Below are 12,240 nucleotides of genomic sequence, written 5' to 3'. Positions count from 1 at the left end.
AACATGAACTACAGCATGAAATACAACACGAAACACAACACGAAAGGTAATGCGAAAAGTAATGCGAAAAGTAATGCGAAAGGTTGTGCGAAAAAGAATGCAGTAAACGTGTTGCGTAGTGTACTTTTTGTCACATTGGGCTCAACAAGCTTTGTATTAAACGCTGAGGCAGTGGTGAACTCTGACATTGAGAGTTCAGGTTCTGTAGGCTCTGCGGAAATACAGAGTGCTCAAAAAGCAGCTAATGGCTCTGAAAGTGTTGCTCATCAAAACATGCATCAAGGCATGTATCAGGAGAATGCACAAACAAAGCTCAAAGCATTGCTGAACAACATGCAGCAGTTTCGCGCTGCATTTAGCCAAACGGTAGTAGATGCACAACAAAATGTTGTTCACGAGGCAGAGGGCGTGCTCACCATGACACGGCCGAACAAACTGCGTTGGGAAACTACATTTCCAGACGAAACTCTTCTTATAGCCGACGGCGAAGCCGTTTGGAATGTGGACACTTTTGTAGAGCAGGTCACTATTTTATCGCAAGATAATGCCATTAAAGACAATCCGATCATGCTGTTAACGTCGAATGATGAGGACACTTGGTCTATGTTCTCAATTAGTCAGCTAGACGACGCGTTAGCCTCAATGTCTAATAACACCACCGCTGCGAATTTAAAGAGCTTTCAAATTACGCCTAAGTCGCAAGACGGTCAAATTCTTACGCTCACTATGACATTTAACAGTAGCGATGCACTGGCAGCCCTGACCATGCTTGATGCGCAACAGCAGTTAAGTACGCTAATTTTTAGTGATATAGAAACTAAATTTCCGCTAGCCGCTGACACCTTTGAGGTTGATGTGCCAGAAAGCTTTATTATTGATGACCAACGTTAATCAAGCTTTTGCACCTCTGGCCGCCCGCATGCGGCCAACAACCATTGAAGAATACAGTGGTCAATCCCATCTTCTAGGGCCTGATAAACCGCTGCGTAAAATGCTCGAGGCTGGACATTGCCATTCAATGATTTTGTGGGGCCCGCCGGGCACCGGAAAAACCACCCTTGCTGAGCTGATAGCGCATTACACCCAAGCAACGGTGTTACGGATCTCTGCTGTCACCTCTGGGGTAAAAGACATTCGCGCTGCCATGGATACCGCGCAAGAGAACGCGCGCTATAACCAGCGAACCTTACTGTTTGTAGATGAGGTACACCGCTTTAATAAAAGTCAGCAAGATGCTTTTTTGCCTTTTGTTGAATCTGGCGTGGTTACATTTATTGGTGCTACTACTGAAAACCCATCCTTTGAGCTAAACAACGCATTACTATCACGAGTAAGAGTTTACGTACTTAAACCGTTAGAAAACGGCGCGCTGGGTGACTTAGTAGAGAGGGCTCTTGTAGATACCGATAAAGGACTTGGCGAGAGAAAACTACACATTGCTGACAACGCTAAACAAGCATTAATTGATTTAAGCAGCGGTGACGCAAGACGCTTGTTAACATATTTAGAGCTATCTGCTGATTTTACCGACTCTGATGCCATTGCAATTGGCGACATTGAACAAGCAGTAGGACAGAAAGTAGCAAGTTACGATAATAAAGGCGATACGTTTTACGACCTAATTTCTGCCTTTCACAAGTCGGTAAGAGGCTCAGATCCCGATGCGGCGCTTTACTGGTATGCTCGTATTTTAGAGGGCGGCGGAGATGCGCTTTATGTAGGTCGACGTTTACTCGCCATTGCTTCTGAAGATATTGGCAATGCGGACCCCAGAGCTATGCAGTTGTGCATTAACGCGTGGGACACGTTTCATCGCGTAGGTCCCGCAGAAGGTGAGAGAGCCATAGCGCAAGCTGCGGTTTACTGCGCATTAGCCGCAAAGAGCAACGCAGTTTATATGGCCTTCAGTGCTGCAAAAGCGCTAGCGAGAAAAACCTCTGACGCGCCAGTGCCAATGCATCTGCGCAATGCACCTACTTCGTTAATGAAAGAGTTAGGCCATGGTGATGGGTATCGATATGCACACAATGAACCCAATGCATTTGCCGCTGGCGAAACCTATCTGCCCGATGAGATAACAGGCTCACGTTTTTATGAACCAAGCGAGCGTGGCCTTGAAAAAGCCCTCAAAGCAAAAAGAGACTTTCTCGATGGATTAAATACGCAAAGTAGTAATAAACGACAATAGCGATATGCGCTTTACAAAAAGCGAGCAATAGAAAAACGAATTTTAAAGATTTAAAGGGGTTTTAGGGTGTCAAATGGCTTAGCATTGTACTGCTTTATTGCGGCAGGCGGCGCAACGGGTGCATGTTTACGGTATTTTGTTACCACAACCATAGATTCTTGGTTTGGAAAAAACATGCCGTTTGGTACACTAACGGTAAATGTTATCGGCTCATTCGCCCTGGCGGTACTCTATGGCTTTATAGAACGTCACGATTTGAGCGATTCGCCATACCGCGCGCTCATTGGCGTGGGGCTACTTGGTGCGTTTACAACATTCTCAACGTTTTCTATTGAAACGTTAACCTTGTTAGAAAATGGGCTATGGCTGAAAGCCGTGGCAAATGTATTTCTTAATGTCGGCGCTTGTTTATTAGCAGGCTGGCTGGCGATTGAATTTATGAAAGGATAAGTAGGAACACATGTTAGATCCAAAGTGTTTGCGAAGCGATATAGAACAAACTGCCGAACGTTTGGCTGCCCGTGGTTTTAAGCTTGATGTGGCAGCATTTAGTTCGCTTGAAGAAAAAAGAAAAACACTTCAATCCAGAACGCAGGATCTGCAGAACGAGCGCAATGTGCGAAGTAAGTCTATTGGCAAAGCAAAAGCACAGGGACAAGACATTGCGCCATTGTTAGCTGAAGTTGGCAAACTAGGCGATGAATTAGACTCAGCAAAGGCTGAACTTAGTGAATTGTTGGAAGAAATAACAACAATGACGCAGGGCATTCCAAATTTACCCGATGAGTCTGTGCCTGTTGGTGAAAACGAAAATCATAACGTTGAGATTTCGCGTTGGGGCGAGCCAAAAAGCTTTGATTTTGAAGTAAGCGATCATGTGGATATAGGTGAAGGATTAAATGCGGGCCTTGACTTTGCAACGGCCAGTAAAATTACGGGCAGCCGCTTTGTGGTTATGCGCGGTGATATAGCTCGCCTTAATCGTGCATTAGCGCAGTTTATGCTCGACGTTCATACAACCGAGCACGGCTATCAAGAAATGTATGTTCCTTACTTGGTAAATTCAGACAGCCTTTATGGCACGGGTCAGCTTCCTAAGTTCGGTGAAGATCTTTTTCACACTCAGCCGGCAACAGAAGAGGGACAAGGGTTATCTCTTATCCCAACAGCAGAGGTTCCGCTGACTAATATGGTGCGTGATGAAATAGTGGACGCTAAGTCTCTGCCCGTGAAAATGACGGCGCATACGCCGTGCTTCCGTTCTGAAGCAGGGTCGTACGGCCGTGATACTCGTGGTCTTATTCGTCAACATCAATTTGACAAAGTTGAACTAGTACAATTAGTAAAACCTGAAGACAGTTTCGAGGCACTCGAACAGCTTACCAGCCACGCAGAAGCGATTTTACAAAAGCTAGAATTGCCGTACCGTAAGATGTTGCTTTGCACTGGCGACATGGGCTTTGGTGCATGTAAAACTTATGACTTGGAAGTTTGGTTACCAGCGCAAAACACGTACAGAGAAATTTCTTCATGCTCTAACATGTTAGATTTCCAAGCGCGTAGAATGCAGGCGCGTTTCCGTAATCCAGAAACGAACAAACCTGAGTTATTGCACACGTTAAATGGCTCTGGTTTGGCTGTAGGGCGTACTTTAGTCGCTATTTTAGAGAACAATCAGCAGGCTGATGGTAGCGTTACAGTACCAAAGGCGTTAGTACCTTATATGGGCGGTATTGAAGTATTGAAGGCCCAATAGATTGTTCTAACTCAACAGTTAACTATTGATATATAGAGAAAAGCCTGAGTAAAAATATCTCAGGCTTTTTTGTATTCATATATGAAAGTGGTTACGCATAACGCTTACTTGTGCCGATTTGTGCTGAGTTGGGGTAGTTTGGACATTCCGTCTTAAATTTTCAATTATCTCTGTAGAGCTTTAAATACAAGGCTTACAGAGCATCATCAAATTTCATATCATCATGTTTTAATGAAAATTAGGACATGTTCATGGCATTTGATGAACGCAGACAGATATTATTAGCTTCAGAATTAGACGATTTATATGGAATTCCCACCCTTGATGACGAACAAAGACGGCAAAACTTTTCGTTAAATAGTATTGAAGCAGACGCGGCTGCTCGTATCCGCAATATTTCACATCGATGTTTCTTTATTGCTTTATTAGGATACTTCAAGATCAAACCCATCTGTTTGAATGCGTCATTTGGTGATACTGAATCTGATCTTTGGTTTATCGCAAGTGAATACTATGATAAGCCAACCTTAAAACGCTTCACGGTAAGTCCTGCGCAAATCTCGCGGTTTTACAAGCGTATATTTAAACTGCGTAAGCATCATGAATGGAATAAATCATGGCAAGGGCGATTTATCAGCGCATGCCAATGAAATTGCGGCTACGTGTATAGAGCCGAGATATTTATTTGATGCTTGTATTGAGTTTTTATCGGTAATATTTTATTGCCTCAGGACGGTTAATGCTCATATGCTATCAATAATCGAGATTTAGATGGGAGCAATTACGAACAACCCCTGAGACTATGATTTTGTTTTTGAAAAAAACCGGGCGAATTACAAATACGTGCGAAGCAAACCAGTCTGCGTTCTATGCTGTCATGAAGGTCCTCGCTCGCATCAATTAATTTGTCTGGGGTAAAAATCTTCGCCGCACTATTGAATCAGGCCGTCGTATTCTTCATCAAAGTTCGTCAATTGATGGTTATGATGACAAATGGCTATTTACGGTTTACATTCATAAACTGTATATACGGAGATGCGCATGAATTCACCAGATTTCCCTGCAGACGAAGCTTCAAGATTACTTGCGTTAAAGCGCACTGCGTTACTCGACTCACCACCGGAAGAACGGTTTGATCGAATTACTCGATTAGCTGCGTCTGTATTTAATGTTGACATCTGCTTGGTTTCCTTTGTCGATAGCGACAGGCAATGGTTCAAATCAAAAGTGGGTATTGATGATTGCCAGACAAGTCGTTCAATATCGTTCTGCGGGCACGCGATATTACAACATGACGTATTGGTAGTACAGAATGCTACCAAGGATGCGCGTTTCTCTGACAACCCCTTAGTACTACAAAAGCCAAATATTCGTTTTTATGCGGGTGCGCCACTGCGTGAACCTGGCGGGCAGCCCATAGGTACCTTATGCATTATCGACTCAAAAGAGCGAGAATTTTCACAACGAGAAAAGCAGCAATTACGCGGGTTTGCTGATTTGGTTGAACATGAAATAGCTAAAATCGATATTGAGCATCTTGAGCAGCGCCTTGTGGCGAGCAATCTGCGTACGGCCTCAATTATTGAATCGTTACCGGATATGGTCTTTGTTATTGACACACACCTTCGGTTTACCCTGTGTAATGAACATCCTGATTTGCTCAAGCCAAAAGATGAGGTTTTGGGGCAAAAGCTCTTCGATGTGTTACCTGTCGAATTGGCTAACCAAATGAATCGTTACGTTGAAAAGGCGTTTAATAGTAATACGTTACTTCAACACCAGTATACCCTCAATAAACTGAAGCAATCTTTCGAAGCAAGGTATCAAAAGTTAAATAACAGTGAAGTGCTAGTGATTGTGCGCAATATCACGAATGAGAAGCACAAAGATGACATCATCAACGATAACCAGCACTTACTTGATGCGGTTATTGATACCAATAATATAGGAGTATGGCGTTTAAATTTACTGGATGGCCAACTCATTGTTAATGAGAAATGGGCAACCTTACTCGGCTATGAGTTATATGAGCTCATGCCCATCAACAGGCACACATGGGAGTGCCTGACTCATCCAGACGACTTGGTTTATGCCGCGCAGCAAATTGATGAATACGCACTGGGTTTAACATCGCATTACGATGTCAATATTCGAATGAAACACAAAAACGGCCAGTGGAAATGGATAAACACGAGAGGAAAGGTGGCGTCAAATGCACCAAATGGCGAGGTTGAATGGTTATTAGGTACGCATTTTAGTATTGATGAGCAGTTGCAAGCAGAAAGTCAGCTCAAAGAGACATCGTCTAAAATGAGCGCTGTAGTAGACAACTTACTTGATGGCATCATCACCATTGATTCAAGCGGCATAATGCTGACTGCTAATCAGGCTGCGCAAAGCATTTTTGGGTACTCACATCGCGAGCTTATTGGTCAAAATGTCAATATGCTGATGGGCTCGCCGCATCGCGAACACCATGATACGTATTTATCAAACTATCTTAGTCGCGGTATCAGTAATATTACGGGACAAATTCGCGAGCTAGACGCACAGCGAAAAGATGGGTCGGCATTTCCTATTGAACTGGGCGTGGTTGAAGTATCTCTAGATGATGAAATTAACTTCATCGGCATAGTGCGTGACATATCAGAGCGTAAAAAGCGCGAAGACAAAATACACCAGCTCGCTTTTTACGACCCCCTAACATCCCTTCCAAACCGTCGCTTGTTGTTGGACCGTTTGTATCAAGCGCAATCCAATTGCAGCCGCACAGGCGCCCATGCAGCATTACTGTTTCTCGATTTAGATAACTTTAAGGATTTTAATGACAGCGCAGGGCATGACAAAGGTGATTTGTTACTGTGTGAGGTAGCCCAAAGGCTGGCGCAAACCGTCGGGCATGGGGGTACGGTATCGAGACTGAGTGGTGATGAATTCGTCATCCTCGTCACAGAATTAAGTGACACCGAAGAGGTGGCTGCGTCACAAAGTGAAGCGCTCGCTGTAAAACTGTTAACAAAAATTGGGCAGCAATATGATATCGAGGCCATCACGTATCAGTGTTCAGCCAGTATCGGCATTACTATTTTCAATCGAAGCGCCGACGTTCTTGGCGACTTATTAAAACAAGCCGATATGGCGATGTATAAGGCCAAAGCAGCAGGACGAAATCGCGTATGTTTTTTAACCCGAAAATGCAGGCTGATGTAAATACAAAAGCGGAGATAATTCAGGAGTTATACGCCGCAATTTCAAACGAGCAATTTGAACTGTATTATCAAAAGCAGACTGACGACTATGGCCATGCCATTGGCGTAGAAGTGTTGCTGCGCTGGTGTCATCCTATGAAGGGAATGATTTCACCAGCGCAATTTATTCCCATCGCAGAAGATACCGGCCTTATCGTTCCAATAGGTCAATGGGTTCTACAGCAAGCGTGCCAAACGCTAGCTAGCTGGGCAAAGGAGTCCGCTAAAGAAGCACTTACCATAGCCGTTAATATCAGTGCTATCCAGTTTAATAAAAACAATTTCGTGCAGACAGTGCTTGACGCGCTTCACCATACCGGCGCCAACCCTCGTCGCCTAAAATTAGAGTTGACGGAGAGCATGCTGGTCAGCGATATAGCTGATATCAAAACTAAAATGTCTGCACTGCAGCAACACGGAGTGATGTTTTCTATAGATGATTTTGGGACTGGTTATTCATCGTTATTTTATTTAAAGCAACTACCGCTAAATCAATTAAAAATAGACCAGGCCTTTGTGCGAGATATCTTGGTTGATGACAATGACAGAGCTATTGCACAATCAGTGATAACACTCTCGCAATCATTGAAGTTAGAGGTTATCGCTGAAGGTGTTGAAACACAGGCGCAGCGCGCACTGTTACAGAGCATGGGCTGTAATGCTTATCAAGGATACTTGTTTGGAAAGCCGTGCAGCATCGACGAATTAGAAATTTAATACTAATCAAGCCCACGTAAGGTACTACGAGGAACCAGTCAAAAAATGGCAGCTGGTAGGTCTGCGTACCTGCGGCGAATGTATATAGATTGCATATATGGCGTTGGGTGAGGTTGATGATAGATATTTTGCCGCTTGAGCTTTGCGGCCTTAATGGATTTGGTGCTTCCAAAGGGCATCTTTTTATTCTAAATACAAAAAAAGACAGCGGTGAAAGAAAGTGGAAGAAAAAAACAAGCTAAACGAATTGCACATGGAGGTTGCGCGTTTACGACAGATAATTGATGGAACAAACATTGGTACATGGGAATGGAATGTGCAAACTGGAGAGACGCGCTTTAATGAGCGCTGGGCGCAGATTATCGGCTATACATTAGACGAGATTTCCCCAACCAACATAGACACATGGCTTAACTTTGCCCATCCCGATGATTTAGCTGAGTCGGAGCGCCTGTTGAATGCGCATTTTGACGGCCACACTCCCTTTTATCACTGTGAAGTTAGAATGAAACACAGAGATGGTACCTGGATTTGGGTAAGGGACCATGGCAGGGTAGTGACTCGCAACCCTGAAGGCTTGCCCGAGTGGATAGTGGGCTCACATATCGACATTACGCAAGAAAAACGAGAGGACATTGCTGCACAACGCTTAAATAAAATAGCGAGTTCTGTACCCGGTGTAATCTATGAGTTTGAAATGGACGATGATGGGCAAATGGCCTTCCCTTATGCCAGTCCTGGAATTGCTGATATTTATGGGGTTACGCCGGAAGAGGCAATGGAGCAGGTTGATGAAGTGTTTGCAGCAATACACCCAGCCGATGTGGAATATGTTGAAAAGAGTATATTGCAGTCAGCACAAAATCTAGAGCCTTGGGTCGCAGAGTATCGTGTTGAGTTACATGGCCAAACTCGCTGGGTCTCTGGCTATGCTAGGCCGGAACGCCTCAACAATAAAACGCGATGGTATGGGCTAATCGTAGATTCGACAGACACAAAAAAGGTGTCGCTCAAATTAGAAGAAAGTCAGCGTAGGCTTAAACAAGCACAAACGCTCGCGCAGCTTGGTCACTGGGAGGCGAATACTGAAACAGGCGATTTATTTTGGTCTCCACAGATTTTTGAGATTTTTGGGTTTGAGCCCGATAGTTTTCAGCCTTCGACCAAGGCGTTTTATGATGCCGTTCATCCAGATGATAGAAAGAGAGTGCAGGCGAGTGAAGAGCAAGCAAAGTTAACAGGCATACAAGATGTAGAGCATAGAATTGTTCGACCTGATGGCACAATACGCTGGGTACATGAGTATGCTCATGTTGTTCCGCAGCGTGACAATGCTGATAGCTCGGTGTTAATTGGCACGGTGCAAGATATTACAGAGCGAAAAGCGCTAGAAATAAGATTGAGAGAACAGTCTAACACCGATGCCCTCACACAAATTTTTAATCGCCGCTATGCTATGGCCTTCTTGAAAAAGCTGTTCAACGCCAATCATGGCCGTTTGAATGACAATGAAGAATGCGCAGTTATTAGCTTTGATATTGATTATTTTAAGAAAGTTAATGACACATACGGTCATGCCGTAGGCGACAGAGCGTTAACGCTTCTTGCACAAACAGTGAAAGAAGTGCTTCGTTCAGATGACGTTTTCGCCAGAATGGGCGGCGAGGAGTTCATGATAATTCTACCGGGTACAACCCTCAGTGAAGGCTACTGTTTAGCCGAACGTGTTCGGGAGTTGGTGGAATATACCGCCATTTCGACCCGCTCGGGCGTCACCCATATTACAGTAACGCTGGCGGTTGCTTCTTATTCAATGAACGATTCATCCGTCGAGGATTTCTATGTACGACTTGATGATGGCTTGTATAAAGGGAAAAGAGAAGGGAGAAATCGAGTGGTATTAGTGGACAATGAAGAAGCTTAAAGTGTATAGCCCATCATAGCCCCACATTGAGAAATTTTCGTTCACTTCTCCGATAACGCCGGTGACAAAAAATCGAATCATCACCATGGATTTATCTAAAGAGCGTTGAACGTTAGACAGTTTTGTTTCCGCTTGCCTCGCTGCTGTCACATCATTTGCAATTTTAAATATTTTCAGTATGTTTCCACCATTGCTGACAGGAACGCATATCGCCTCAAGCAAAACTTTATTTCCCTGTTTGTTGATACGGGAAAATCTTAGGGAAGATGATTCACCGATTCCTAGGTCGTGTTGATTTTTGTTGTTCATGTTCTCATCAACCCACATCGGTAACCACATAAGCGCAAAGCCAATGCCAAAACACTGTGGTAGTTTCTGGTTAACTTATCATATCGGGTCGCTACGGCTCGATACTTCTTGATTTTCAACATTTCATTCTCGACTAAATGACGATAGCGATACATCGCCCAATCAATATCATTGTTGCCTGTTTTACTGTTCCCTTTCCTGCTTTTTTTGCTTGGCATAACGCCGTATCCGCATATTTAATGAGATCGTCAAGAAGGTGTCCACGCTGACAAATGATAATGCAGCATACATACTTTCAACTGCTGGAAAATTGCAATCAATATGATGCCAGCCGATACAAGCGGAAAAAATAGCATTCCGTGTAAACAAAAACGTGCACATCGCATCACAGACTATCTGAAACAGGTATTAACAGTTAGTTTGGCTGCACTAAGTGAAAATTGAGCACTCGTGCTACCTCAAGTCAAGAGATAGCTTTAATTTAACGTTTTGAATATACTTTGAAATATTAAGTGTTTTTAATTTTCTCGGGGTCAACTATGTCTCGCCGTAATCAAGCTATCATCGATGAAGAAGTGACTTTTTCTGATGAGGAAGAGTTAGTTTCAGTCACTGATATGCGAGGGGTCATCAAATATGTTAACAGTGAATTTTGTCGAGTTGCTGGTTTTACCAGCGATGAACTTATTGGCAAAAACCATAACATAGTCCGTCATCCAGATATGCCAAAAGCAGCATTTGCTGACATGTGGTCAAAGTTACAAGCAGGAAAGTCGTGGCGTGGTGCAGTAAAGAACAGGTGCAAAGATGGAAGATATTATTGGGTTGATGCGTTTGTTACACCTGTTTTTGAATCAGGTGAACTGGCTGGGTTTCAGTCGGTAAGGACGACACTTTCCCTTTCAGTTAAAACGCGCGCGGAATCACTTTACGCTCGCCTAAACAATGGCGAACGTATTAAAAAACCCATGTGGTCTTCTCATCAGTTTCGGCTATGTGGTTTTATACTGTTGTCATTGATTGCTTTGCTTTTGTCTTTTAAATCACCGTATTTTGCCCTTATTTTCCCTATTGCGACATTCTTTTGTTTTTATGCCGAGCTCATCAGAACACCAAGCATACTCAAAAAGATGTGCCATGAATACGATAGCGTTTCCAGGCATGTTTACAGTGGCTCATCGCTTATTGATGTCATACATTTTAGGGAGTTGTTACATCAAGGTCGAGCGCAAACGATTCTGGTCAGAGCCAGTGATGGCGCAAAAATGCTATTAGAGAGTGCGGTGACTTTAAAGCGTGCCTCTTCAGAAACGCAAAAGGGCGTAGAGCGGCAAACTCGAGAGCTTCATCAGTTGGCTGCGGCAATTGAAGAAATGTCTACGACTATTCGCGATGTGGCATCAAATACTGCCAGTACATCAGAGCGTGTTGATGCTGTACATGCGGAGTGCAGCAAAGCAACAGACTCAATGAAAAATACTATGGATGCCGTTACGGTTTTATCAGATGAGGTCTCTGCATCTGCTCAGGCGTCAAAGGTATTAGCTGATGAAGCAGAAAAAATTGGCAGCGTGACGAAAGAAATTCAAGGTATTGCAGATCAAACGAATTTATTAGCCTTAAATGCAGCTATTGAGGCTGCCAGAGCGGGAGAGCATGGTAGAGGATTTTCTGTTGTTGCAGAGGAAGTGCGAGCGCTATCAACGCGCACCCACGATGCCACAGAACAAATCCATCATTCCATGGCAGGTATTAGGGAAACGTTACTTGCGTGGGCTGGAAAAATGCAACAGGGTAAGCAAGCGGCAGAGCAGTGTTTGTTAGACACTCAGGGAACCGTCAATATTATCAATAAGGTTTATGATGACGTCGCTACAATAGCAGACTACGCAACACAAATTTCAACTGCAGCCGAAGAGCAAAGTGTGGTAGCAGAAGAAATTAGTAGAAATGTTGTTAACGTTAATCACGAAGCGGATAATAACCTTGTGTTAGCTTGCAATGTGTCGGAACAATCGGACCAAATTACAAAACGCTCAGAGTCACTGGCTTCTTTACCACTCTCGTTCCGAGAATAGCGGTGTATCTTCAGTCCTAT

The 12,240-nt window shown here is 43.8% G+C and carries 11 protein-coding genes and 1 pseudogene; 10 read left to right on the top strand and 2 right to left on the bottom strand.

The window, feature by feature from the left end; translation table 11 throughout:
- Positions 1–3 precede the first annotated feature (3 nt).
- The 9 genes from lolA to BM528_RS05385 all read left to right on the top strand — a co-directional run bounded on the left by lolA (position 4) and on the right by BM528_RS05385 (position 9,833).
- The gene (gene lolA, locus BM528_RS05415; protein ID WP_232230581.1) at positions 4–891 is read left to right on the top strand and encodes an outer membrane lipoprotein chaperone LolA; all 888 of its coding nucleotides are present in this window, start codon (positions 4–6) and stop codon (positions 889–891) included.
- Positions 878–2,188 (top strand): replication-associated recombination protein A, encoded by a 1,311-nt coding sequence (locus BM528_RS05410; RefSeq protein ID WP_083595211.1) that lies wholly within the window; start codon positions 878–880, stop codon positions 2,186–2,188. Before lolA ends, BM528_RS05410 begins: the two co-directional genes overlap by 14 nt.
- Before the next feature lie 66 nt (positions 2,189–2,254).
- On the top strand, positions 2,255–2,638 hold the full coding sequence (gene crcB / locus BM528_RS05405; RefSeq protein WP_071979006.1) for a fluoride efflux transporter CrcB: 384 nt from the start codon (positions 2,255–2,257) through the stop codon (positions 2,636–2,638).
- Positions 2,639–2,648: 10 nt separating this feature from the next.
- Complete coding sequence (serS, locus tag BM528_RS05400) at positions 2,649–3,944, top strand: serine--tRNA ligase (protein ID WP_071979005.1); 1,296 nt, start codon at positions 2,649–2,651, stop codon at positions 3,942–3,944.
- 251 nt (positions 3,945–4,195) lie between these two features.
- Complete coding sequence (locus BM528_RS05395) at positions 4,196–4,594, top strand: DUF4158 domain-containing protein (protein ID WP_071979004.1); 399 nt, start codon at positions 4,196–4,198, stop codon at positions 4,592–4,594.
- Between the two features lie 391 nt (positions 4,595–4,985).
- Positions 4,986–7,154 carry a sensor domain-containing diguanylate cyclase gene (locus tag BM528_RS05390; protein WP_198033595.1) on the top strand — a complete coding sequence of 723 codons (2,169 nt, stop codon included), beginning with the start codon at positions 4,986–4,988 and terminating at the stop codon, positions 7,152–7,154.
- Positions 7,121–7,909: a putative bifunctional diguanylate cyclase/phosphodiesterase gene (locus tag BM528_RS18630; RefSeq protein WP_198033594.1), complete on the top strand. Its 789-nt coding sequence runs from the start codon at positions 7,121–7,123 to the stop codon at positions 7,907–7,909. The genes BM528_RS05390 and BM528_RS18630 overlap by 34 nt, the downstream gene beginning before the upstream one ends.
- 116 nt (positions 7,910–8,025) lie before the next feature.
- Positions 8,026–8,151, top strand: coding sequence for a hypothetical protein (locus BM528_RS18940; RefSeq protein ID WP_269529704.1), 126 nt, complete (start codon positions 8,026–8,028; stop codon positions 8,149–8,151).
- Entirely contained in the window at positions 8,130–9,833 is a 1,704-nt protein-coding gene (locus BM528_RS05385) for a GGDEF domain-containing protein (RefSeq protein ID WP_071979003.1), read from the top strand. Before BM528_RS18940 ends, BM528_RS05385 begins: the two co-directional genes overlap by 22 nt.
- Here BM528_RS05385 and BM528_RS18625 read toward each other — a convergent pair.
- Both BM528_RS18625 and BM528_RS05375 read right to left on the bottom strand, forming a co-directional pair.
- Positions 9,810–10,142, bottom strand: coding sequence for a hypothetical protein (locus tag BM528_RS18625; protein ID WP_198033625.1), 333 nt, complete (start codon positions 10,140–10,142; stop codon positions 9,810–9,812). The genes BM528_RS05385 and BM528_RS18625 overlap by 24 nt on opposite strands.
- 9 nt (positions 10,143–10,151) lie before the next feature.
- Positions 10,152–10,342, bottom strand: a pseudogene (locus BM528_RS05375) (IS5/IS1182 family transposase); the annotation flags it as partial.
- 339 nt (positions 10,343–10,681) lie between these two features.
- Between BM528_RS05375 and BM528_RS05370 the strand changes: the two are divergent.
- Positions 10,682–12,220: a methyl-accepting chemotaxis protein gene (locus BM528_RS05370; RefSeq protein WP_071979000.1), complete on the top strand. Its 1,539-nt coding sequence runs from the start codon at positions 10,682–10,684 to the stop codon at positions 12,218–12,220.
- The last annotated feature ends 20 nt before the right edge of the window (positions 12,221–12,240 follow it).

Source organism: Alteromonas sp. RW2A1 (assembly GCF_001886475.1).
Taxonomy (GTDB): domain Bacteria; phylum Pseudomonadota; class Gammaproteobacteria; order Enterobacterales; family Alteromonadaceae; genus Alteromonas; species Alteromonas hispanica.
This window is presented reverse-complemented; position numbering and strand designations above follow the sequence as displayed.

Coding starts and splice junctions, on each gene's coding strand:
- lolA (WP_232230581.1), top strand. CDS start 4: ATGAACTACAGCATGAAATACAACACGAAACACAACACGAAAGGTAAT.
- BM528_RS05410 (WP_083595211.1), top strand. CDS start 878: ATGACCAACGTTAATCAAGCTTTTGCACCTCTGGCCGCCCGCATGCGG.
- serS (WP_071979005.1), top strand. CDS start 2,649: ATGTTAGATCCAAAGTGTTTGCGAAGCGATATAGAACAAACTGCCGAA.
- BM528_RS05395 (WP_071979004.1), top strand. CDS start 4,196: ATGGCATTTGATGAACGCAGACAGATATTATTAGCTTCAGAATTAGAC.
- BM528_RS05390 (WP_198033595.1), top strand. CDS start 4,986: ATGAATTCACCAGATTTCCCTGCAGACGAAGCTTCAAGATTACTTGCG.
- BM528_RS18630 (WP_198033594.1), top strand. CDS start 7,121: ATGTTTTTTAACCCGAAAATGCAGGCTGATGTAAATACAAAAGCGGAG.
- BM528_RS18940 (WP_269529704.1), top strand. CDS start 8,026: ATGATAGATATTTTGCCGCTTGAGCTTTGCGGCCTTAATGGATTTGGT.
- BM528_RS18625 (WP_198033625.1), bottom strand. CDS start 10,142: ATGAACAACAAAAATCAACACGACCTAGGAATCGGTGAATCATCTTCC.
- BM528_RS05370 (WP_071979000.1), top strand. CDS start 10,682: ATGTCTCGCCGTAATCAAGCTATCATCGATGAAGAAGTGACTTTTTCT.